This is a genomic window from Pseudomonas sp. 22515, from assembly GCF_052044625.1.
Lineage (GTDB): Bacteria > Pseudomonadota > Gammaproteobacteria > Pseudomonadales > Pseudomonadaceae > Aquipseudomonas > Aquipseudomonas alloputida.
The window spans coordinates 166,048-188,029 of the sequence record NZ_JBQENN010000007.1; the positions used below are offsets into that span (position 1 = coordinate 166,048).

At 62.3% G+C, this 21,982-nt stretch carries 18 protein-coding genes; 12 read left to right on the forward strand and 6 right to left on the reverse strand.

Going from position 1 to position 21,982, the window contains the following annotated elements; all coding sequences use genetic code 11:
* Positions 1–64 precede the first annotated feature (64 nt).
* Positions 65–1,105, reverse strand: coding sequence for a threonine aldolase family protein (locus ACTJJN_RS09380; protein ID WP_011953255.1), 1,041 nt, complete (start codon positions 1,103–1,105; stop codon positions 65–67).
* A gap of 324 nt (positions 1,106–1,429) precedes the next feature.
* Between ACTJJN_RS09380 and ACTJJN_RS09385 the strand changes: the two genes are divergently transcribed.
* The 7 genes from ACTJJN_RS09385 to fdhA all read left to right on the forward strand — a co-directional run bounded on the left by ACTJJN_RS09385 (position 1,430) and on the right by fdhA (position 10,434).
* The gene (locus ACTJJN_RS09385) at positions 1,430–2,683 is read left to right on the forward strand and encodes a serine hydroxymethyltransferase (protein ID WP_003255681.1); all 1,254 of its coding nucleotides are present in this window, start codon (positions 1,430–1,432) and stop codon (positions 2,681–2,683) included.
* Between the two features lie 15 nt (positions 2,684–2,698).
* The gene (locus tag ACTJJN_RS09390) at positions 2,699–3,949 is read left to right on the forward strand and encodes a sarcosine oxidase subunit beta family protein (protein WP_003255680.1); all 1,251 of its coding nucleotides are present in this window, start codon (positions 2,699–2,701) and stop codon (positions 3,947–3,949) included.
* Positions 3,950–3,963: 14 nt separating this feature from the next.
* Complete coding sequence (locus ACTJJN_RS09395; protein WP_003255679.1) at positions 3,964–4,299, forward strand: sarcosine oxidase subunit delta; 336 nt, start codon at positions 3,964–3,966, stop codon at positions 4,297–4,299.
* Positions 4,296–7,310, forward strand: coding sequence for a sarcosine oxidase subunit alpha (locus tag ACTJJN_RS09400; protein WP_003255678.1), 3,015 nt, complete (start codon positions 4,296–4,298; stop codon positions 7,308–7,310). The genes ACTJJN_RS09395 and ACTJJN_RS09400 overlap by 4 nt, the downstream gene beginning before the upstream one ends.
* Before the next feature lie 170 nt (positions 7,311–7,480).
* Positions 7,481–8,113: a sarcosine oxidase subunit gamma gene (locus ACTJJN_RS09405; protein WP_003255677.1), complete on the forward strand. Its 633-nt coding sequence runs from the start codon at positions 7,481–7,483 to the stop codon at positions 8,111–8,113.
* Positions 8,114–8,124: 11 nt separating this feature from the next.
* Positions 8,125–8,982: a formyltetrahydrofolate deformylase gene (gene purU / locus ACTJJN_RS09410; protein WP_003255675.1), complete on the forward strand. Its 858-nt coding sequence runs from the start codon at positions 8,125–8,127 to the stop codon at positions 8,980–8,982.
* Positions 8,983–9,234: 252 nt separating this feature from the next.
* On the forward strand, positions 9,235–10,434 hold the full coding sequence (fdhA, locus tag ACTJJN_RS09415; protein WP_003255673.1) for a formaldehyde dehydrogenase, glutathione-independent: 1,200 nt from the start codon (positions 9,235–9,237) through the stop codon (positions 10,432–10,434).
* Between the two features lie 158 nt (positions 10,435–10,592).
* Here the strand turns inward: fdhA and ACTJJN_RS09420 are convergent, their stop codons facing one another.
* Complete coding sequence (locus tag ACTJJN_RS09420) at positions 10,593–11,414, reverse strand: RHS repeat-associated core domain-containing protein (RefSeq protein ID WP_088513490.1); 822 nt, start codon at positions 11,412–11,414, stop codon at positions 10,593–10,595.
* Between the two features lie 167 nt (positions 11,415–11,581).
* Between ACTJJN_RS09420 and ACTJJN_RS09425 the strand changes: the two genes are divergently transcribed.
* Complete coding sequence (locus ACTJJN_RS09425; protein WP_014755089.1) at positions 11,582–12,157, forward strand: DUF2780 domain-containing protein; 576 nt, start codon at positions 11,582–11,584, stop codon at positions 12,155–12,157.
* An 85-nt stretch (positions 12,158–12,242) separates the two neighbouring features.
* On the opposite strand, the gene ACTJJN_RS09430 is transcribed toward ACTJJN_RS09425, so the two are convergent.
* Positions 12,243–13,130, reverse strand: a complete 888-nt coding sequence (locus ACTJJN_RS09430; RefSeq protein ID WP_004576362.1) for an acyltransferase — start codon at positions 13,128–13,130, stop codon at positions 12,243–12,245.
* A 181-nt stretch (positions 13,131–13,311) separates the two neighbouring features.
* Between ACTJJN_RS09430 and rloA2 the strand changes: the two genes are divergently transcribed.
* The 4 genes from rloA2 to creD all read left to right on the forward strand — a co-directional run bounded on the left by rloA2 (position 13,312) and on the right by creD (position 17,489).
* Positions 13,312–13,812 carry a retropepsin-like aspartic peptidase RloA2 gene (gene rloA2, locus ACTJJN_RS09435; protein WP_010951688.1) on the forward strand — a complete coding sequence of 167 codons (501 nt, stop codon included), beginning with the start codon at positions 13,312–13,314 and terminating at the stop codon, positions 13,810–13,812.
* Between the two features lie 124 nt (positions 13,813–13,936).
* Positions 13,937–14,617: a two-component system response regulator CreB gene (gene creB, locus ACTJJN_RS09440; RefSeq protein WP_011953261.1), complete on the forward strand. Its 681-nt coding sequence runs from the start codon at positions 13,937–13,939 to the stop codon at positions 14,615–14,617.
* Positions 14,617–16,053 (forward strand): two-component system sensor histidine kinase CreC, encoded by a 1,437-nt coding sequence (creC, locus tag ACTJJN_RS09445; protein WP_003255662.1) that lies wholly within the window; start codon positions 14,617–14,619, stop codon positions 16,051–16,053. The genes creB and creC overlap by 1 nt, the downstream gene beginning before the upstream one ends.
* Before the next feature lie 107 nt (positions 16,054–16,160).
* Positions 16,161–17,489, forward strand: a complete 1,329-nt coding sequence (gene creD, locus ACTJJN_RS09450; protein WP_011953262.1) for a cell envelope integrity protein CreD — start codon at positions 16,161–16,163, stop codon at positions 17,487–17,489.
* A 164-nt stretch (positions 17,490–17,653) separates the two neighbouring features.
* On the opposite strand, the gene ACTJJN_RS09455 is transcribed toward creD, so the two are convergent.
* The 3 genes from ACTJJN_RS09455 to ACTJJN_RS09465 form a co-directional block, all read right to left on the reverse strand.
* Positions 17,654–18,277 carry a glutathione S-transferase gene (locus tag ACTJJN_RS09455; protein ID WP_011953263.1) on the reverse strand — a complete coding sequence of 208 codons (624 nt, stop codon included), beginning with the start codon at positions 18,275–18,277 and terminating at the stop codon, positions 17,654–17,656.
* 3 nt (positions 18,278–18,280) lie between these two features.
* Positions 18,281–18,949 (reverse strand): peptide-methionine (S)-S-oxide reductase MsrA, encoded by a 669-nt coding sequence (msrA, locus tag ACTJJN_RS09460; protein ID WP_010951691.1) that lies wholly within the window; start codon positions 18,947–18,949, stop codon positions 18,281–18,283.
* Positions 18,950–19,077: 128 nt separating this feature from the next.
* A complete protein-coding gene (locus ACTJJN_RS09465; RefSeq protein ID WP_017148050.1) occupies positions 19,078–21,768 on the reverse strand; it encodes a putative bifunctional diguanylate cyclase/phosphodiesterase in 2,691 nt (896 codons plus the stop codon).
* Positions 21,769–21,982 lie beyond the last annotated feature (214 nt).

Below are 21,982 nucleotides of genomic sequence, written 5' to 3' on the forward strand. Positions count from 1 at the left end.
AGGATTGCATCACCTGCAGGCNGCCTTGTGTCGCGATAGAGGGCAAAGCCCTCCCGGCAATCTCTCAGCCAGCAATGATCGCGCGGATATCCGCCGCCAGCTCACGCACCCGCGCTTCTTCGGTATCCCACGAGCACATGAAGCGCGCGCCACCGCTGCCGATAAAGGTATAGAAGCGCCAGCCCTTGCCCCGCAGCGCCTCGATGGCGTGCTCCGGCATCTGCAGGAACACCCCGTTGGCCTCCACCGGGAACATCAGCTCTACGCCCGGCAGGTCACTGACCAACGATGCCAGCAGCTGCGCGCAATGATTGGCGTGGTTGCCATGGCGTAACCAGGCGCCATCTTCCAGCAGCCCGACCCATGGCGCCGACAAGAAGCGCATTTTCGACGCCAGTTGCCCGGCCTGCTTGCAGCGATAATCGAAGTCTTCGGCCAGCTGGCGGTTGAAGAACAGAATTGCCTCGCCCACCGCCATACCGTTCTTGGTGCCGCCAAAGCACAGCACATCCACACCGGCCTTCCAGGTCAGTTCGGCCGGGCTGCAGCCCAGGAAAGCACAGGCGTTGGTAAAGCGTGCGCCGTCCATGTGCAGGTTCAGGCCCAGCTCCTTGCAGGTGGCGCTGATCGCCTTCAGCTCGTCGGGGCGGTACACCGTGCCGACTTCGGTGGCCTGGGTAATGGTCACCACGCGCGGCTTGGGGTAGTGGATATCCTGGCGTTTGAGCGCCACTTCACGAATAGACTGTGGCGTCAGCTTGCCGTTGACGCTGGCCGCTGTCAGCAGCTTGGATCCGTTGGAGAAAAACTCCGGCGCACCGCATTCGTCGGTTTCGACGTGGGCGGTCTCGGAGCAGATCACGCTGTGATAGCTCTGGCACAGCGACGCCAGGGCCAGGGAGTTGGCAGCGGTGCCGTTGAAAGCGAAGAACACTTCGCAGTCGGTTTCGAACAGCTTGCGGAAGTACTCCGATGCACGCTCGGTCCACTGGTCGTCGCCGTAGGCGCGGTCGTGGCCGCGGTTGGCTTTTTCCATCGCCGCCCAGGCTTCGGGGCAGATGCCGGAATAGTTGTCGCTGGCGAATTGTTGGCTCTTGTCTGTCATGGCACGGTCCTGTGAACGACGCAGATCAGCACTCTAAACCATCGATTCAGCACTTGCCTATACAACCCGTGCAGCGATTTCTGTTCATGACTGTGCCGGCCTATTCGCGGGCACGCCCGCTCCCACAATGGTCCTGCAAACGCCAATCACTGTGGGAGCGGGCGCGCCCGCGAAGGGGCCCGCATGGGTGGCACAAAGAGAATGTCGTAAACGCGCCATTGCAAGGCGTGCGCAGGCATCTGACCCGACCCCGCCAGTCATAACATCGCCACAAAGGGCCACAGTGCCCCACGACAAAAAACGATCGCTGCCGGGAGATACACAATGTTCAGCAAGCAAGACCAGATCCAGGGTTACGACGATGCACTGCTGGCGGCGATGAATGCCGAAGAACAGCGCCAGGAAGATCACATCGAGCTGATCGCCTCGGAGAACTACACCAGCAAGCGCGTCATGCAGGCCCAAGGCAGCGGCCTGACCAACAAGTACGCCGAAGGCTACCCGGGCAAGCGTTACTACGGTGGCTGCGAGCACGTAGACAAGGTAGAAGCCTTGGCCATCGAGCGCGCCAAGCAGCTGTTCGGTGCCGATTACGCAAACGTCCAGCCACACTCCGGCTCGTCGGCCAACGGCGCCGTCTACCTGGCCCTGCTGCAAGCCGGTGACACCATCCTGGGCATGAGCCTGGCCCACGGTGGCCACCTGACCCACGGCGCCAAAGTGTCGTCCTCGGGCAAGCTGTACAACGCTGTCCAGTACGGCATCGACACCAACACCGGCCTGATCGACTATGACGAAGTCGAGCGCCTGGCGGTCGAGCACAAGCCGAAAATGATCGTTGCCGGTTTCTCGGCCTACTCCAAGACCCTCGACTTCCCACGCTTCCGCGCCATCGCCGACAAAGTGGGCGCACTGCTGTTCGTCGACATGGCCCACGTTGCCGGCCTGGTTGCCGCTGGCCTGTACCCGAACCCGATCCCGTTCGCCGATGTGGTCACCACCACCACCCACAAGACCCTGCGCGGTCCGCGTGGCGGCCTGATCCTGGCCAAGTCGAACGAAGAGATCGAGAAAAAGCTGAACGCCGCTGTATTCCCGGGTGCCCAGGGTGGCCCGCTGATGCACGTGATCGCTGCCAAGGCGGTGTGCTTCAAGGAAGCGCTGGAGCCTGGATTCAAGGCCTACCAGCAGCAAGTGATCGAAAACGCCCAGGCCATGGCCCAGGTGTTCATCGACCGTGGCTACGATGTGGTTTCCGGTGGCACCGACAACCACCTGTTCCTGGTCAGCCTGATCCGTCAGGGCCTGACTGGCAAAGACGCCGACGCCGCCCTGGGTCGTGCGCATATCACCGTCAACAAGAACGCCGTGCCGAACGACCCGCAGTCGCCGTTCGTCACGTCGGGCCTGCGTATCGGCACCCCGGCCGTCACCACCCGCGGCTTCAAGGTCGCCCAGTGCGTGGCCCTGGCTGGCTGGATTTGCGACATCCTCGACAACCTCGGTGACGCAGACGTCGAAGCCGATGTGGCGAAGAACGTCGCGGCCCTGTGCGCAGATTTCCCTGTCTACCGCTGAGTGGAGTCACACACCATGCAACGTTACTCGGGCTTCGGCCTTTTCAAGCACTCCCTCAGCCACCACGAAAACTGGCAGCGCATGTGGCGCACGCCAACCCCTAAAAAGGTTTACGACGTGGTCATTGTCGGCGGTGGCGGTCATGGCCTGGCCACGGCCTACTACCTGGCCAAAGAGCACGGCATCACCAACGTTGCCGTAATCGAGAAGGGCTACCTGGGCGGCGGCAACACCGCCCGTAACACCACCATCGTGCGTTCCAACTACCTGTGGGACGAGTCGGCGCACCTGTACGAGCACGCCATGAAGCTGTGGGAGGGCCTGTCCCAGGACCTGAACTACAACGTGATGTTCTCCCAGCGTGGCGTTTACAACCTGTGCCACACCCTGCAGGACATGCGTGACTCCGAGCGTCGGGTCAGCGCCAACCGCCTCAACGGCGTGGATGGCGAGCTGCTGAACACCGCCCAGGTTGCGGCCGAAATCCCGTACCTGGACTGCTCGAAGAACACCCGCTACCCGATCCTCGGCGCCACCGTACAGCGCCGTGGCGGCGTTGCCCGTCACGATGCCGTGGCCTGGGGCTTCGCCCGCGCTGCCGACGCCCTGGGCGTCGACCTGATCCAGCAAACCGAAGTGATCGGCTTCCGCAAGGAAAACGGCGCGGTCATCGGTGTTGAAACCAACAAAGGCTTCATCGGCGCCAAGCGCGTCGGCGTGGTCACCGCCGGTAACTCCGGGCACATGGCCAAGCTGGCCGGCTTCCGCCTGCCGCTGGAATCGCACCCGCTGCAAGCGCTGGTATCCGAGCCGATCAAGCCGATCATCGACAGCGTGATCATGTCCAACGCCGTACACGGCTACATCAGCCAGTCCGACAAGGGCGACCTGGTGATCGGTGCCGGTATCGACGGCTGGGTCGGCTACGGCCAGCGCGGTTCGTACCCGGTGATCGAGCACACCCTGCAGGCCATCGTCGAGATGTTCCCCAACCTGTCGCGTGTTCGCATGAACCGCCAGTGGGGCGGCATCGTAGACACCTCGCCGGACGCCTGCCCGATCATCACCAAAACCCCGGTCAAGAACATGTTCTTCAACTGCGGTTGGGGTACTGGCGGCTTCAAGGCGACCCCCGGTTCGGGCAACGTCTTCGCCGCGAGCCTGGCCAAGGGCGAAATGCACCCACTGGCCGCGCCGTTCTCCATGGACCGTTTCTACAACGGCGCACTGATCGACGAACACGGCGCCGCCGCCGTCGCCCACTAACCGGAGACACCGTCATGTTGCATATTTTCTGTCCCCACTGCGGCGAGCTGCGCTCCGAAGAAGAGTTCCACGCCTCTGGCCAGGCACACATCGCCCGCCCGCTGGACCCTAACGCCTGCTCCGACGAGGAGTGGGGTACCTACATGTTCTACCGTGACAACCCACGCGGTATTCACCATGAACTGTGGGACCACGTTGCCGGCTGCCGCCAGTACTTCAACGTCACCCGTGACACCGTGACCTACGAAATTCTGGAAACCTACAAGATTGGCGAGAAGCCGCAAGTGACCGCCAATGGCAAAGCCGCCAGCGCCACGTCGACCGTCAAAGGCCAAGGGGAAAAAGTATGAGCCAGACCTATCGCCTCGCCAGCGGCGGCCGTATCGACCGCAGCAAGGTCCTGAACTTCACCTTCAACGGCAAGACCTACCAGGGTTATGCCGGTGACAGCCTGGCCGCCGCGTTGCTGGCCAACGGCGTCGACATTGTCGGCCGTAGCTTCAAGTACTCGCGCCCGCGCGGCATCATCGCCGCCGGTACCGAAGAGCCGAACGCCATCCTGCAGATCGGCTCCAGCGAAGCTACCCAGATCCCCAACGTGCGCGCCACCCAGCAGGCACTGTACGCGGGCCTTGTCGCCACCAGCACCAACGGCTGGCCGAACGTCAACAACGACGTCATGGGCATCCTCGGCAAGGTAGGCGGCAGCATGATGCCGCCGGGCTTCTACTACAAAACCTTCATGTACCCCAAATCGTTCTGGATGACTTACGAGAAGTACATCCGTAAAGCCGCCGGCCTGGGCCGTGCACCGCTGCAGAACGATCCTGACAGCTACGACTACATGAACCGGCACTGCGACGTGCTGATCGTCGGCGCCGGCCCTGCTGGCCTGGCTGCTGCACTGGCCGCTGCGCGCAGCGGTGCCCGCGTGATCCTGGCTGACGAGCAGGAAGAGTTCGGCGGCAGCCTGCTCGACACCCGCGAAACCCTCGACGGCAAGCCTGCTGCCGAGTGGGTCAACGCCGTGGTCAAAGAGCTGGAAGGCCTGCCGGAAGTGACCCTGCTGCCACGTGCCACGGTCAACGGCTACCACGACCATAACTTCCTGACCATTCACGAGCGCCTCACCGACCACCTCGGCGACCGCGCCCCGATCGGCCAGGTTCGCCACCGCGTGCACCGCGTCCGCGCCAAGCGCGTGGTACTGGCTGCCGGCGCCCACGAGCGCCCGCTGGTGTACGGCAACAACGACGTGCCGGGCAACATGCTGGCCGGTGCTGTTTCCACCTATGTTCGCCGCTATGGCGTGGCGCCGGGTCGCAAGTTGGTACTGTCGACCAACAACGACCACGCTTACCGCGCCGCGCTGGACTGGCACGACGCAGGCCTGCAAGTGGTCGCCATCGCCGACGCCCGCCACAACCCACGTGGCTCGCTGGTTGAAGAAGCGCGTGCCAAAGGCATACGCATCCTCACCTCCAGCGCCGTGGTCGAGGCCAAAGGCAGCAAGCACGTCACCGGCGCCCGTGTGGCGGCGATCGATGTGCAGGCACACAAAGTCACCAGCCCAGGCGAAGTCCTCGAGTGCGACCTGATCGCGTCCTCGGGCGGTTACAGCCCGATCGTGCACCTGGCTTCGCACCTGGGCGGTCGCCCGGTATGGCGTGACGATATCCTTGGCTTCGTGCCGGGCGATGCGCCGCAGAAGCGTGAGTGCGTCGGTGGTATCAACGGCGTGTATGCCTTGGGCGATGTGATTGCCGATGGCTTCGAAGGCGGCGTCCGCGCAGCCACTGAGGCCGGTTTCAAGGCCACTGTCGGCACCCTGCCAAAAACCGTGGCGCGCAAGGAAGAGGCCACCGTGGCACTGTTCCTGGTGCCGCACGACAAAGGCACCAAGGGGCCGAAGCAGTTCGTCGACCAGCAGAACGACGTGACCGCGGCCGGCATCGAGCTGGCCACCCGTGAAGGCTTCGAGTCGGTCGAGCACGTCAAGCGCTACACCGCGCTGGGCTTCGGTACCGACCAGGGCAAACTGGGCAACATCAACGGCCTGGCCATCGCCGCCCGTTCGATCGGCATCACCATCCCGGAAATGGGCACCACCATGTTCCGCCCCAACTACACGCCGGTGACGTTCGGCGCGGTAGCGGGCCGTCACTGTGGTCACCTGTTCGAGCCTGTGCGCTTCACTGCCCTGCATGCCTGGCACGTGAAGAACGGCGCCGAGTTCGAAGACGTCGGCCAGTGGAAGCGCCCGTGGTACTTCCCGAAAGCCGGCGAAGACATCCATGCTGCCGTCACGCGTGAATGCAAGGCCGTGCGCGACAGCGTGGGCCTGCTGGACGCCTCGACCCTGGGCAAGATCGACATCCAGGGCCCGGACGCGCGCGAATTCCTCAACCGCATCTACACCAACGCCTGGACCAAGCTCGACGTGGGCAAGGCCCGCTACGGCCTGATGTGCAAGGAAGACGGCATGGTCTTCGACGACGGCGTAACCGCCTGCGTCGGCGACAACCACTTCATCATGACCACCACCACCGGCGGCGCTGCCCGCGTGCTGCAGTGGATGGAGCTGTATCACCAGACCGAATGGCCAGAGCTGAAGGTGTACTTCACTTCGGTCACTGACCACTGGGCCACCATGACCCTGTCCGGCCCTAACAGCCGCAAGCTGCTGAGCGAGCTGACCGACATCGACATGGACAAGGAAGCCTTCCCGTTCATGACCTGGAAGGAAGGCAACGTCGGTGGCGTGCCGGCCCGCGTGTTCCGTATTTCGTTCACCGGCGAGCTGTCGTACGAAGTGAACGTGCAGGCCAACTACGCCATGGGCGTGCTGGAACAGATCATCGAAGCTGGCAAGAAGTACAACCTGACCCCGTACGGCACCGAGACCATGCACGTACTGCGTGCAGAGAAGGGCTTCATCATCGTGGGCCAGGACACCGATGGTTCGATGAACCCGGACGACCTGAACATGAGCTGGTGCGTTGGCCGCAACAAGCCGTTCTCGTGGATCGGCCTGCGTGGCATGAACCGCGAAGACTGCGTACGTGAGAACCGCAAGCAGCTGGTGGGCCTGAAGCCGGTCGACCCGACCAAGTGGCTGCCGGAAGGCGCCCAATTGGTGTTCGACCCGAAACAGCCGATCCCGATGGACATGGTCGGCCACGTCACCTCCAGCTACGCCTCCAACTCCCTGGGCTACTCGTTCGCCATGGGAGTGGTCAAAGGCGGCCTCAAACGCATGGGCGAGCGTGTCTACTCGCCGCAGGCAGATGGCAGCGTGATCGAGGCGGAGATCGTGTCTTCGGTGTTCTTCGATCCGAAGGGTGAGCGGCAGAACGTCTAAGGCCCCCGGTCCAACCGGTGCCAAGCGTGGAATGAGGTCTCTGTGGGAGCGGGCGTGCCCGCGAAGAGGGCGGTGAATTCAACATCGCATTCGCGGGCATGCCCGCTCCCACAGGATGGCCGTCTCCCGCAGGCATCGTGGTCGAATCCAGAATTCAAGGCAGGTAAGAAATGAGCGCTATCAACGTCTTCCAGCAAAACCCCGGCGCCGAGGCCAAAGCCCAGTCGCCACTGCACCATGCCGACCTGGCCAGCCTGGTAGGCAAAGGCCGCAAGAACGCAGGCGTGACCCTGCGTGAACGCAAGTTCCTCGGTCACCTCACCCTGCGTGGTGATGGCCACAACCCGGAATTCGCCGCCGGCGTGCACAAGGCCCTTGGCCTGGAGCTGCCCGTGGCGCTGACCGTGGTCGCCAACAAGGACATGTCGCTGCAATGGGTCGGCCCAGATGAGTGGCTGCTGATCGTACCCGGCGGCCAGGAGCTGGCAGCGGAGCAAAAGCTGCGCGCGGCCCTTGAAGGCCAGCACATTCAGGTCGTCAATGTCAGTGGCGGGCAAAGCCTGCTGGAACTGCGCGGCCCGAACGTGCGCGACGTGCTGATGAAGTCCACCAGCTATGATGTTCACCCGAACAACTTCCCGGTGGGCAAGGCCGTGGGCACCGTGTTCGCCAAGTCGCAACTGGTGATCCGCCGCACTGCAGAAGACACCTGGGAGCTGGTAATTCGCCGCAGCTTCGCCGATTACTGGTGGCTGTGGCTGCAGGACGCTTCTGCCGAATACGGCCTGAGCATCGAAGCCTAAGGAGCAAGAACATGAGTCGGGCACCGGATACCTGGATTCTCACCGCCGATTGCCCGAGCATGCTCGGCACCGTCGACGTGGTGACGCGTTACCTCTTCGAGCAGCGCTGCTACGTGACGGAGCATCACTCCTTCGATGACCGGCAGTCGGGACGCTTCTTCATTCGCGTCGAGTTCCGTCAGCCGGACGATTTTGACGAGGCGGGCTTCCGGGCCGGCCTCGCAGAGCGCAGCGAAGCGTTCGGCATGGCTTTCGAGCTGACCGCACCCAACCACCGCCCCAAGGTGGTGATCATGGTGTCCAAGGCTGACCATTGCCTGAATGACCTGCTGTATCGCCAGCGCATTGGCCAACTGGGTATGGATGTGGTGGCCGTGGTGTCGAACCACCCGGACCTCGAACCCTTGGCGCATTGGCACAAGATTCCTTATTACCACTTCGCACTCGACCCCAAGGACAAGCCCGGGCAAGAGCGCAAGGTGCTGCAGGTGATCGAGGAGACCGGTGCTGAGCTGGTTATTCTTGCCCGCTATATGCAGGTACTGTCGCCCGAGCTTTGCCGCCGTCTGGATGGTTGGGCGATCAATATTCACCACTCGCTGTTGCCGGGCTTCAAAGGCGCCAAGCCTTATCACCAGGCCTACAACAAGGGCGTGAAAATGGTCGGTGCCACAGCGCACTACATCAACAACGACCTGGATGAAGGGCCGATCATTGCCCAGGGTGTCGAGGTGGTGGATCACAGTCACTATCCCGAAGACCTGATTGCCAAAGGGCGGGATATCGAATGCCTGACATTGGCGCGGGCGGTGGGTTATCACATCGAGCGGCGGGTGTTCCTGAACGCCAACCGGACTGTCGTTCTGTAATAACCGGTGCCGGCCTCTTCGCGGCTAAAGCCGCGCNTTAGCCGCGAAGAGGCCCGCACAGGCCGCCGCTCTCTGTTTGCCCAAACTCCCCAACGACACTCCTGCCGCTAAAAGGCATCTCTCTGTCGCTCCCAGTCAGCGCAGATCTCCCCATCCGGCCCACAATTCCCTCATTCCAGAAACACATGCCGCCCACGGATGGCGGCGCGTTCAACCACCGCTGCATAAATAAAAATCAAGCGAGGTAAGAGCATGTCTGGCAATCGTGGAGTGGTGTATCTCGGCGCTGGCAAGGTCGAAGTACAGAAGATCGACTACCCGAAAATGCAGGACCCGCGCGGCAAGAAAATCGAACACGGCGTCATCCTGAAGGTGGTCTCCACCAACATCTGCGGTTCTGACCAGCACATGGTCCGTGGCCGCACCACTGCCCAGGTCGGCCTGGTCCTGGGCCACGAAATCACCGGTGAAATCGTCGAGAAGGGTCGCGATGTCGAGCGCATGCAGATCGGCGACCTGGTATCGGTCCCGTTCAACGTCGCCTGCGGCCGCTGCCGCTCCTGCAAAGAGATGCACACCGGTGTCTGCCTCACCGTCAACCCGGCGCGCGCCGGCGGTGCCTACGGCTACGTCGACATGGGCGACTGGACCGGTGGCCAGGCCGAATACGTGCTGGTGCCTTACGCCGACTTCAACCTGCTGAAGCTGCCTGAGCGCGACAAGGCCATGGAAAAGATCCGTGACCTGACTTGCCTGTCCGACATCCTGCCCACCGGCTATCACGGTGCCGTAACGGCAGGCGTAGGCCCAGGCAGCACGGTCTACGTTGCCGGTGCCGGCCCGGTCGGCCTGGCTGCCGCTGCCTCGGCGCGCCTGCTGGGCGCCGCCTGCGTGATCGTCGGTGACCTGAACCCGGCTCGCCTGGCCCATGCCAAGTCGCAGGGCTTCGAAGTGGTCGACCTGTCCAAGGACACCCCGCTGCACGAGCAGATCGTCGACATCCTCGGCGAGCCGGAAGTGGATTGCGCCGTCGACGCCGTCGGCTTCGAGGCCCGTGGCCATGGCCACGAAGGTGCCAAACACGAGGCCCCGGCCACCGTGCTGAACTCGCTGATGCAAGTGACCCGCGTAGCTGGCAACATCGGTATCCCGGGCCTGTACGTGACCGAAGACCCGGGCGCGGTCGATGCCGCTGCCAAGATCGGGGCACTGAGCATCCGCTTCGGCCTGGGCTGGGCGAAATCGCACAGCTTCCACACCGGCCAGACCCCGACCATGAAGTACAACCGCCAGCTGATGCAGGCGATCATGTGGGATCGGATCAACATTGCTGAGGTTGTAGGTGTGCAGGTGATCAACCTGGATCAGGCGCCGGAAGGGTATGGCGAGTTTGATGCGGGTGTGCCTAAGAAGTTTGTGATTGACCCGCATAAGATGTGGGGTGCGGCGTAACAACTGACGCTTAACAAAAGCCCCTCGAACAGAGGGGCTCTTTTATGGCTGTTCTGGCTTACCGCATCTCAGCCAGCATCTGCACTTGCGATCGCGTTACTTTCGACAGCTGGTATAACGCTGCTCACATAACGCTCTTGGGTCGACTTTACTTCACGCTAATCTGCTAGCAACTCTCGGATGCGGGTTCCCTCTTGGCGCAATTGTTCGATATTCCGGCGAAGTTCTTCAGGGACATGCATGTCTCCACGTTCCAACCTTCTGAGTACCTGTTTCAACCGGCGATACCTATCGTGCATAGCCTGTAGCCTAACTCGGTAGGCTCGAGCTTGATCTGGCGGAAGAGCAGCTTGTATCTCAGGCTGGGGTTTAGGTATCGGATATCTAGGTGGTCTGGGGGGGGGCAGAAATTTCGGGCCTTTATCAGTGGGCAACAGGGTAGGTGTGACAATGCGCTGGTGCCCGGTTGGCAACTGCTCGGAATAGCTTGGAAGCGCTCCAAGGTTATAAGTGGGCGGAGTACCTGATGTCGAAAATACTGCGGGATGGGAGGTAAAGTAAGGCGGAGCATCCCGATGATAAGGTGTGTTGACTTGGGCCGGACTATCGAGTTGAAGCAGTGTCTGTGAGCGTGTCCGGGGCAATGGAAGTCGCCGCTTAACAATAGCTGCGCGTACACCGACATGGCCCGTGGGGTCACTGTTGTTGACTGGGTCGTTGCCGCAGTAGCAGTATGAATTAATGCCCCCTTCAGCAAATGGGCTTAAGCTGTCAGGTGATATGAAGCGCATCAGTTTGGTTTCATATGCTCTATATCCGGAACCTAGAAAGTAAAGCCCCGTCAGCGCGTCAGGGAACTCACCATTAAATCCTTGACGTGCTTTTTCCGACGGCAATGTCGTTGCGTAACCATAGGCAGTATAGGTATGTGTTTGGTGGTTACTCATTGAATTTGACCTATAGCGGCTGTGAACGCACATTCGGCAGTGTCTGCCAATCCAGCGGAGTCCGCTACTGACAGAAATATCAGGTAGGCGATGCCGGCCCTTAATGGCCAAGAGTCCCGATAATTGGCTTGGAACAAACCCCAAAACCACAAGTCAAATTGTCGTTTCCCAGGCCATCCCGGCCAACGAGGTCCCTCCCGATGAAAGCAATCACCCTGGCAACCCTGATGACCCTGGCCGCAAGCCCGGTGTTCGCCTTCAACCTCAGCGACGCCGCCAACGCCGTGTCCGCCATGCAGAACCAGCAACAACAAGGCCAGGTACAGGCACCCGAAGCGCAGGCCAATTTGCTCAACACCTTGGGCAGCCAGTTGAACATTACCCCTGAACAGGCGGTAGGCGGAGCAGGAGCCATGCTGGGGCTGGCACGCAACAACCTTAGCAGCGATGACTATGGGCAACTGACCAAGGCGGTGCCAGGGCTGGACCTGCTGGCCGGTGCAAATGCGCTGGGCGGGTTAAGTGGGTTGGGTGATTTGCTGGGCAAGAGCAGCGAGAGCCAGTCGGCGTTGAGCAACGCACTGGGCAACAACGTGGAAAACCGTAGCGACCTGGACAATGCGTTCAAGGCGCTAGGCATGGATACCGGGATGATCGGGCAGTTTGCGCCGCTGCTGCTGCAGTACCTGGGGCAGCAGGGGATTGCCGGGGCGTTGTTGCAGAATCTGGGGAGTTTGTGGACCACACCGGCGCCATTGGCTCAGCCCTCGGTCTGAAGGTCGGGTGAGGATTCTTGCGCAGTCTGCCCGGGCCTCTTCGCAGGGTGCCCGCGAAGAGGCCCGGGCAGACACTTGAAAATTATCAGCTCATTTCCTGCCGCAGCTGCTCGATCCGCTGGTCCTTCGCCACCCACAGCTGGTTCACCCAAGCCTGCACCGTCTGCCGAAACTCGGGATCATTCTCGTAATCCCCCGCCCACAACGCCGGGTCCAGCTCCCGCACCTGAATGTCGATAATCACCCGGCTGATGCTGCCATTGAGCAAGTCCCAGAACCCCGGTGCTTTGTTGCCGGGGTACACGATGGTCACATCCAGCAGGGCATCCAACTGCTCACCCAATGCCGCGAGCACAAACGCCACACCACCCGCCTTGGGCTTGAGCAGGTAGCGATACGGCGACTGCTGCTCCTGGCGCTTGGCTTCAGTAAACCGCGTGCCCTCCAGGTAATTGACCACGGTCACTGGCTGGCGCTTGAACAGCTCGCAGGCCGCCTTGGTGATTTCCAGGTCCTTGCCCTTGAGCTCCGGGTGCTTTTCCAGAAACGCCTTGCTGTAGCGCTTCATGAACGGGTAGTCCAGCCCCCACCAGGCCAGGCCCAGCAACGGCACCCAGATCAGCTCCTTTTTCAGGAAGAACTTGAAGAACGGTGTCCGGCGGTTGAGGCTTTCGATCAGCGCCGGGATGTCGACCCAGGTCTGGTGGTTGCTCACGGCCAGGTACGAGGTGTCCTTGCGCAGGTTTTCCACACCGCGGATGTCCCACTGGGTAGGGATGCACAGGGCGAAGATGGCTTTGTCGATTTCCGACCAGGTTTCGGCCACCCACATCACTGCCCACGAGGCATAGTCACGCCCACGGCCTGGCAGCACCAGCTTGAGCAGGGCGAAGACCAGCAGCGGGCAGATCAACACCACGGTGTTGAGCAGCAGCAGGGTGGTAGTGAGAATGCCGGTCAGCAGGCGACGCATAAAGAGACTCTTGTTGTGGGAGATAAACGGTTGGCAATGATAAGCAGGGCGGTGGCCTACGCCAAATGTCCAATGCCCGACGGCGGGGACAAATGTTTCACATTATGTTGGTTAGGCTTGTGACAGCGAACCTATCTGCCCAGTGCAGTCTAAGCACTGACCCTCTCAAGGAAGCCTGCTTGTGAAATCTCTTTTAGCCATGTTGTCGCTGTTGGCGCTGCCGGTGATGGCCGCAGAACCCACTATCTACGGCCGTTACGAGAACATCGCCCTGCCCGAGCTGGGCGAAACCCTGAAAGCCAAGATGGACACCGGTGCCTTTACCGCGTCGTTGTCGGCCAAGGATATCGAGCTGTTCACCCGCGATGGGGACGAGTGGGTGCGCTTCCGCCTGGCGACCAAGGAATCGGACGGCAAGGTGTACGAGCACAAGGTCTCGCGCATCAGCAAGATCAAGGGCCGTGCCGATGAAGAGGACGAAGGGGATGCGCCAGAGGTCTCCAAGCGCCCGGTGGTCGACCTGGAGTTGTGCCTGGGGGATGTGAAGCGCACCGTCGAGGTGAATCTGGTGGACCGCAGCAACTTCAACTACCCGCTGCTGGTGGGTTCCAAGGCGCTGCGCGAGTTCAAGGCGGCGGTCAACCCGGCGAAGAAGTTCACTGCTGGCAAGCCAGGCTGCTGATCTGAAGCGTGCGCCATACAATGTAGGAGCGGGCTTGCCCGCGAACACACATAATGGGGTGTCAGGCANAAGCCCGCTCCTACACTGAAATGTGCCAACCTTCAAAACCGCAAGGCCGGACGCCATGCCTCATATCCTCATCGTCGAAGACGAAGCCGCCATCGCCGACACCCTGGTCTACGCCCTGCAGGCCGACGGTCACAGCACCGAGTGGGTAACCCTGGGCAGTGCCGCCCTCGACCAGCAGCGCCAGCGCCCGGCCGACCTGGTCATCCTCGACATCGGCCTGCCCGACATCAGTGGCTTCGAAACCTGTCGCCAGCTGCGCCGGTTCACCGAGGTGCCGGTGATGTTTCTCAGCGCCCGGGACGGTGAAATCGACCGCGTAGTAGGCCTGGAAATCGGTGCCGACGACTACGTGGTAAAACCATTCAGCCCTCGTGAAGTGGCAGCGCGCGTTCGGGCGATCCTCAAACGCATGGCCCCGAGGGCCGAGGTTGTCGGCGAAACCACCTTGTTCCACCTCGACACCTTGCGCATGCAGATCACCTACCGCAGCCAGCCGCTCACGCTGACCCGGCATGAGTTCCGCTTGCTGCAATGCCTGCTCGAACAACCGCAGCGGGTGTTCAGCCGCGAACAGCTGCTCGACGCTTTGGGCGTGGCCTCCGACGTGGGCTATGAGCGCACCATCGACAGCCATATCAAGAGCCTGCGCGCCAAACTGCGCCAGGTAGCGGGTGATGCCGAGCCGATTCAGACCCATCGCGGCCTCGGTTACAGCTATAGCCCGGAGCACGCCTGATGCGGTTGGGCATTCGCATCTTTCTGGTGTACTTCCTGTTCGTCGGCTTGGCCGGTTACTTCTTGCTCAATACCGTACGCGAACAGATTCGCCCGGTGGTGCGCCAATCCTCCGAAGAAACCTTGGTAGACACTGCCAACCTGCTGGCAGAAATCCTGCGGGATGACGTCAAGGCCGGCACCCTGAACCAGGGCCGCCTGCCCGAGGTGCTCGAGGCCTACGGCTCGCGCAGCCCGGGCGCACAGATCTGGGGGCTGGCCAAGAACCAGGTCAGCCACCGCATCTACGTCACTGACGCCAAGGGCATCGTGTTGCTGGACTCCAGTGGCGAGGCCCTGGGCAAGGATTACTCGCAGTGGAATGACGTGCTGCTGACCCTGCGTGGCCAGTATGGCGCCCGCTCCACCCGCAGCGACCCCAACGACGAAAGCACCTCGGTGATGCACGTTGGCGCGCCGATCATCGACAACGGCAAGATCATCGGGGTTGTCACCGTCGCCAAGCCCAATAGCTCATTGCAACCCTACATCGACCGCTCCGAGCGGCGCCTGCTCACCCTGGGGCTAGGGCTGATCGGCCTGGGCTTGCTGATCGGCGCGGCTCTGTCGTGGTGGCTTGCGCGCTCGCTGCGCAAGTTGGCAGGTTATGCGCAGGCGGTCAGCGAAGGGGAACGTGCGGAGCTTCCGCATTACAAGGGCGGCGAGCTGGCGAACCTGGCACAGGCAGTGGAACGCATGCGCACCCAGCTGGAAGGCAAGGCCTATGTCGAGCGCTACGTGCACACCCTGACTCACGAGCTGAAAAGCCCGCTGGCGGCCATCCGTGGTGCTTCCGAGCTGTTGCAGGGCGAGGATATGCCCGCTGATCAGCGGGCACGCTTTGCCGGCAATATCGAGCGCGAGAGCGAGCGGTTACAACAGATGATCGAGCGGCTGCTCAACCTGGCCAGGGTCGAGCAGATGCAGGCGCTGGAGGACGAGCAGCAGGTGGCGCTGGCGGCATTGGTCGATGAGTTGCTGCTGGCCCATGCGGCGCGTATCGAAGGCGCCCGTTTGCAGGTACGTCAGCGGGTGCCTGCCACTTTGCGCTTGCTCTGCGATCCGTTTCTGATGCGCCAGGCGTTGGCCAATCTGCTCGACAACGCACTGGACTTCACTCCGGAAGGTGGCACGCTGCTGTTCGACCTGGAGCGCGATGGCGAGCGGGTGGCGTTGAGTTTGTTCAACCAGGGGCAAGCGATACCGGCCTATGCCATCGGGCGGGTCAGCGAGCGGTTCTACTCGCTGCCGCGGCCCGGGAGCGGGCGCAAGAGTACCGGGCTGGGGCTGAACTTCGTGGCCGAGGTGATGCAGCTGCATGGCGGAGCCTTGGCGGTGGACAACGTCGATGGCGGGGTGCGGGTGCGGTTGTGGCTGCCGGTGCGGCGCATCAGCTGAGACAGCCGGGGCTGCACAGCAGCCCCAAATACACGTAAATCACACACGCGCTCCACAAAGCCTCCATGCAAGGCGCAGACACTGCGCCCACTGCCACAGGAGGCCACATGAACAAGACCCTCGGTTTCAAACTCGGCATGATCGCCATGCTGATGTTGCTGCTGCTCATCCCGCTACTGCTGATCAACGGCCTGATCGACGAACGCCAGGCCATGCGCGACGGCGTGTTGCGCGATATTGCCCAGAGCACCAGCTTTGACCAGCAACTCAGCGGCCCGCTGCTGGTGGTGCCGTACCGCAAGTACCAGCGCCGCTGGATCGAAAAGGACGGTGAGCGTACCCAGGAAACCAGCACCATCGCCGGCCACCTGTACTTCCTGCCGGAAACCTTCGACGCCGACCTGGGTGTGGACACCGAACTGCGCGCCCGAGGCATCTACCAGGCGCGGTTGTTTCACACCAAAGGCCGTATCAGCGGCCGCTTCAAGCTCCCGGCGCATTGGGGCATCGACAAGGACTTTGACGACTACCGCTTCGACACGCCGTTCCTGGTGGTGGGCATCAGTGATATCCGCGGTATCGAAAGTGCTTTGGAGCTGAGCATGGACGATCAAAAAGTGCCGTTCGAGCCCGGCACCCAGCTCGACTGGATGCGCGGCGGCGTGCACGCCAGCCTGCCGGGGCTGGACGGGCTACAGGCGCGAGCGTTCAGTTATGGCTTTGACCTGGCGCTGCAAGGTACCGGCCAGTTGCACGTGGTCCCCGTGGGCCGTACCAGCAGCGTGGACATGCGCGCCAACTGGCCGCACCCGAGCTTCGTCGGCAACTACTTGCCCAACCGCCGCGAAATCGATGCTCAAGGCTTCAGTGCCCATTGGCAAACCTCGTTCTTTGCCACCAACCTTGAGGATGCCATACGCCAGTGCGCTAACGCCGGGCAGTGTACGGATTTCAGTGAGCGCAGCTTTGGCGTGAGTTTTATAGACCCGGTGGACCAGTACCTGAAAAGCGAGCGGGCAATCAAATACGCGTTGTTGTTCATTGCCCTGACCTTTGCCGGCTTCTTCCTGTTCGAGGTAATGAAGAACCTGAGCGTGCACCCCGTGCAGTACATCTTGGTAGGCGTGGCGCTGGCGTTCTTCTATCTGCTGCTGCTGTCGTTGTCCGAGCACATTGGCTTTGGTCTGGCGTATGGGCTGTCGGCTTCAGCCTGTGTGATGCTGATCGGCTTCTACCTGAGCCATGTGTTGCGCAGCCTGGTGCGAGGGGTGGGTTTTGCAGCGGGTTTGGCGGCGTTGTACGCGCTGCTCTTCGGGCTGCTGAGTGCCGAAGACTATGCGCTGCTGATGGGGTCGCTGTTGTGTTTCGGCTTGCTTGGGGTGTTCATGGTGCTGACCCGGCGGCTGGACTGGGCGCGGGTGGGGAGGGCGGCATGAGGGAAGATAGAGAGATCGGGCGCTGGTTGGCGCTCAGGATCGGGCTGTTGTTTCCTGTGATACCGAGGTGAGGCCTTCGCGGGCACGCCCGCTCCCACAAGCCCACCACAGATAGCGAACACTGTGGAAAATCTGTAGGAGCGGGTTTACCCGCGATGGGGCCCTCAGGCCACTGGCGCTGTAGCGACCATCGATGGCCGCTTGACCACCTCGGCATACCACGCCGCCAACCCAGGCTGGCGCTCACGCCAGCCAAACCCGGGCTGACGCAAATCCAGATAGCCCAGCGCACAAGCCACACCAATCGCCGCCAGGTCGAAGCCGGAGATCAGCTCCGGCAAGTGCTCCTGCTCCAGGTTGGCCAGGCTACGGCGGATCTTGTCACCCTGCGCTTGCAGCCAGCCATCCCAGCGCTTGTCTTCTGGCCGCAGGAAGCTCTCATACCGGCTCGACACCGCCGCATCCATGATCGCATCGGCCTGTGATACCAAGGTCATGCGCCGCCAGCGCGCCGAACCTTCACGCGGCAGCAGCGGCAGGCCAACGTGCTGCAGGTCGAGGTACTCGCAGATTACCCGGCTGTCGTGCAGCACGGTGCCGTCTTCCAGGCGCAGGGCCGGGATCTTGCCGATCGGGTTGTCCAGGTTGAGCTGCGGGTCGCCGCTCACCGGGCTGATGTTCACCGGCTGCAGCTGCACCCGCTCAAGCTGGCCGGTCTCGTGCAACACCACCATGACCTTGCGCACGAAAGGCGACAACGGCGAGTGGAACAGGGTCATCGTGCTCATGCTTCAGTTACCTTGCAGGCTGGGTGGCAGGCACACGCCGGTGCCGCCGATGCCGCAGTAGCCGTCCGGGTTCTTGGCCAGGTACTGCTGGTGGTAGGCCTCGGCGAAATAGACGGTCGGTGCCTGGTCGATTTCGGTGGTGATCTCACCGAAGCCGGCCTTGCTCAGCTCGGCCTGGAAGGCGTCGCGGCTGGCCTTGGCCTGTTCCAGCTGTTCCGGGCTGGTGCAGTAGATGGCCGAGCGGTACTGGGTGCCGATGTCGTTGCCTTGGCGCATGCCTTGGGTCGGGTTGTGCAGCTCCCAGAACATTGCCAGCAGTTCGCGGTAGCTGACCTTGTCCTTGTCGAACACCACCAGCACCACTTCGGTGTGGCCAGTCAGGCCCGAGCAGACTTCTTCGTAGGTAGGGTGCGGGGTGAAGCCGCCGGCGTAGCCGACCACGGTGCTGACCACACCTTCACGCTGCCAGAAGCGGCGCTCCGCGCCCCAGAAGCAACCCAGGCCGAAGATGGCGAAGTCGATGGCGCCTTCGAAGAACGGGCCGAGCAGCGGGGTGTCTTTGAAGACGTAGTGGAACTCGGGCAGGCTCATTGGCGTGTCGCGGCCAGGCAGGGCCTGTTCCGCAGTTGGCATGACGTTTTTGTTCACCAGGATTTCCGAACGCAGGACCATGGCCGTTCCTCTGTGTTTATTCAGTGGGGTAGGGGTTTGGGCCTTCGCGGGCATGCCCGCTCCCACAGGTACAGCACAGGNCGAAAGGGCCCGAATGGCTTCTATAGTGCCCGAGGATTACGCAGCTGTCAGGCCACCGGGCCACGCGGATAGCGCTTCAGCCGCTCGGCCAGCTCGCGCCCGGGAATCGGCCGGTCGAACAGGTAGCCCTGGCCCACGTCGCAGCGGTGGCGGCGCAGGAACGCCAGTTGCTCCGGCGTCTCGATCCCTTCGGCCACCACCTTCAGCTTCAGGTTGTGGGCCATGGCCACCACCGCCGAGGTGATTTCCATGTCGTCCTGGTTGTCGGGGATTTCGTTGATGAAGCTGCGATCGATCTTGAGGATGTCGATCGGAAACTTCTTCAGGTAGCTCAGCGACGAATAACCGGTGCCGAAGTCGTCCATGGCCAAGGTCAGGCCCAGGGCCTTCAGCTCGTCCAGCTGGCGGTGGGTGTCTTCGCTGGCTTCCAGCAGCAGGCCTTCGGTCAACTCCAGCTCCAGCAGGTGCGGGGGCAGGGCTTCTTCCTTGAGGATGGTGCTGATCGACGCCACCAGGTCCGGGTCGGAGAACTGTTTGGGCGACAGGTTGATGGCTACATGCAGGTTGCCCAGGCCGGCCTTGCGCAGTTGCTGGCTCATGCAGCACGCCTGGCGCACCACCCATTTGCCGATAGGGATGATCAGGCCGGTTTCCTCGGCCACGCTGATGAACTGGTCCGGGCGGATCATGCCGCGTTCGGGGTGGTTCCAGCGCAGCAGCGCTTCCAGGCCCAGCAGGCGACCGCTGCGCAGGCACAGCTTGGGCTGGTAGAACACGTCCAGCTCATTCTGGGTCAGGGCACGGCGCAGGTTGTTCTCGACGAACAGCTTGTAGCTGGCTTCGGCGTTGAGCACTTCGGTAAACACCTGTACCTGGTGTTTACCGTTGGCCTTGGCCTTGTGCAATGCAAGGCCGGCATTCTTCATCAGGCTGGCCGGGTCGACGCCGTGCAACGGAGCACAGGCCAGGCCTACCGAGGCGGTGACGTTGATCAGCTGGTTGTCGACGAACATCGGCTTGTCGAGGGTGCACAGCAACTGCTGGGCGACGCCTTGGCCATCTTCAAGGCTGGTGTGGTCGAGCAGCACGGCGAACTCGTTACTGGCAAAGCGCGCCAGGATGCCACCGCTGTGCAGGCTGTTGCGCAAACGCCTGGCCAGGCTGATCAACAGCTTGTCGCCGGTCTGGTGGCCTAGGCTGTCGTTGATGCGCTTGAAGTTGTCGATGTCCACCAGCAGCAGGCACATCGAGCTTTCGCCATCGCGGGCGAAGCGCTCGTCCAGGCTGCGGATGAACGCCGGGCGGTTGCCCAGGTTGGTGAGGTTGTCGGTGTAAGCCAGGCGTTCAATGCGTTGCTGGGCCAGCTTGGTCTGGGTGACGTCTTCGTAGATGCCGATGTAGTGGGTCAGCTCACGGTTGTCTCCGTACACCTTGGAAATCGACAACTGGCCCCAGTACGGCTCCAGGTTTTTGCGCCGGCTCTTGAACTCGCCCTGCCAACTGTTGCCCATGGCCAGGCTCGACGGCGAGTCGAACAGCAGTTCGCTGAGGTTCTCCAGTGCCGGTAGCTCACCCAGCTGGCGGCCCTGCACTTCGTCGGTACTGTACTGGGTGATGGCGGTGAAGCTGGGGTTGACGTACTCCACCCGGCCGTCGCGGTTCACCAGCAGAAAGGCGCTGGCGCTCTGCTCGACCGCACGCTGGAACAGGTGCAGGGCGCTGGCCGCGGCCCGTCGTTTGTGGTTTGTGATCACTTGGGCGAACTGGTCGGCCAGCTCGCCGGCAAAGGCAATCTCGTCCGACTGCCAGGCCCGTGGCTGGCCGGTTTGCTCCAGGCACAACACGCCGATCACCTGGCCATCGACACGGATGCTGGCGTCGAGCATGGCCTTGTTTTCCGGGCGCATGCTTTGCGCCAGGGCGCGGGTGCGCGGGTCGTGGCCGGCGTTGTGAGCGTCGATGGCGCGGCTTGCGTGCAGTGCATCCAGGTAGTCGGGGAAGCGGCTGGCATCGATGGCTTCGGGCTGGCGGTGCTCCTGTGCGTCGCGGTACCAGGCGATGATCGGTTCCAGGCGTTGGTCTTCCAGGTGCCAGATGCTGGCGCTGTCGACCTTGTAGATTTCGCAGGCGCTCTGGGTGATTAGCTGGGCCGCTTCGAGCAGCGAGTTGCCCGCGCTGTAGCGATGGCGGGCAAGGCGCAGGATAAGGTCCTGCTGGCCGCGCACCCGCTCCAGGTGCTCCAGTTGTTCTTGCTGCGTGCGCTGGTTCAGCTGCAGGGCCAGTTGCAGGCGGTTGTTGCGTGACTCCAGGTCGCTGGCGCCGGGTTCGCCGGTCTCTTCCTGCTGGTCGTCGAGCACGCTCAGGTAGCCGCGCAACAGCTGGCGGTTGTGTTGCTTGTAGGCTTCACCCGCTTCCAGCAGGCGCAGCGAGGTGCTCGGCGTGTGCAGGGTGTAGCGCACGCGATAGTAGCCGCGCTGGGCCAGTTGCAACTGGATTTCGTCGTGCAGCCGGTAGCGTGCCTCGGGTTCCATCAGGCTGGCGTAGGGCGCGTCAATCAGGGCACACAACTCGCCGGTTTTCAGGCCGAACTGGCGCTCACAGGCTGGGTCAAGGTAGAGCATGGCCCAGGTGGCTTCGTTGAGCCTTTCGAAACGCAGCATGCCGAGCCGCGAGGGCACGGGTAACTGTGTCACGACCTCGGCCGCCACACGGCTGGCGGCATCGGGTTGGCTTTTCATCGAAGACTCGCTTGAAGAGGGAACGCTGCCTTGTGGCTGCGGCGGATTTGGCAAGGTTGCATCATGTCCCGAGGGCTGGCAAGCGGCCATGCTTGATGCTGTGGACAGGTTATCGGCTGATGTGGCCGATTCTGCAGTTTGGCTGGAGATTTTGGTGCCGCTTTGCGGCCCATCGCGACACAAGGCCGCTCCCACAGGGATCGCGCCAGCTTTT

Coding starts and splice junctions, on each gene's coding strand:
- creD (WP_011953262.1), top strand. CDS start 16,161: ATGAACAAGACCCTCGGTTTCAAACTCGGCATGATCGCCATGCTGATG.
- ACTJJN_RS09430 (WP_004576362.1), bottom strand. CDS start 13,130: ATGCGTCGCCTGCTGACCGGCATTCTCACTACCACCCTGCTGCTGCTC.
- ACTJJN_RS09465 (WP_017148050.1), bottom strand. CDS start 21,768: ATGAAAAGCCAACCCGATGCCGCCAGCCGTGTGGCGGCCGAGGTCGTG.
- purU (WP_003255675.1), top strand. CDS start 8,125: ATGAGTCGGGCACCGGATACCTGGATTCTCACCGCCGATTGCCCGAGC.
- ACTJJN_RS09380 (WP_011953255.1), bottom strand. CDS start 1,105: ATGACAGACAAGAGCCAACAATTCGCCAGCGACAACTATTCCGGCATC.
- fdhA (WP_003255673.1), top strand. CDS start 9,235: ATGTCTGGCAATCGTGGAGTGGTGTATCTCGGCGCTGGCAAGGTCGAA.
- ACTJJN_RS09390 (WP_003255680.1), top strand. CDS start 2,699: ATGCAACGTTACTCGGGCTTCGGCCTTTTCAAGCACTCCCTCAGCCAC.
- ACTJJN_RS09385 (WP_003255681.1), top strand. CDS start 1,430: ATGTTCAGCAAGCAAGACCAGATCCAGGGTTACGACGATGCACTGCTG.
- ACTJJN_RS09400 (WP_003255678.1), top strand. CDS start 4,296: ATGAGCCAGACCTATCGCCTCGCCAGCGGCGGCCGTATCGACCGCAGC.
- ACTJJN_RS09395 (WP_003255679.1), top strand. CDS start 3,964: ATGTTGCATATTTTCTGTCCCCACTGCGGCGAGCTGCGCTCCGAAGAA.
- ACTJJN_RS09455 (WP_011953263.1), bottom strand. CDS start 18,277: ATGAGCACGATGACCCTGTTCCACTCGCCGTTGTCGCCTTTCGTGCGC.
- ACTJJN_RS09405 (WP_003255677.1), top strand. CDS start 7,481: ATGAGCGCTATCAACGTCTTCCAGCAAAACCCCGGCGCCGAGGCCAAA.
- ACTJJN_RS09425 (WP_014755089.1), top strand. CDS start 11,582: ATGAAAGCAATCACCCTGGCAACCCTGATGACCCTGGCCGCAAGCCCG.
- creB (WP_011953261.1), top strand. CDS start 13,937: ATGCCTCATATCCTCATCGTCGAAGACGAAGCCGCCATCGCCGACACC.
- ACTJJN_RS09420 (WP_088513490.1), bottom strand. CDS start 11,414: ATGTGCGTTCACAGCCGCTATAGGTCAAATTCAATGAGTAACCACCAA.
- msrA (WP_010951691.1), bottom strand. CDS start 18,949: ATGGTCCTGCGTTCGGAAATCCTGGTGAACAAAAACGTCATGCCAACT.
- creC (WP_003255662.1), top strand. CDS start 14,617: ATGCGGTTGGGCATTCGCATCTTTCTGGTGTACTTCCTGTTCGTCGGC.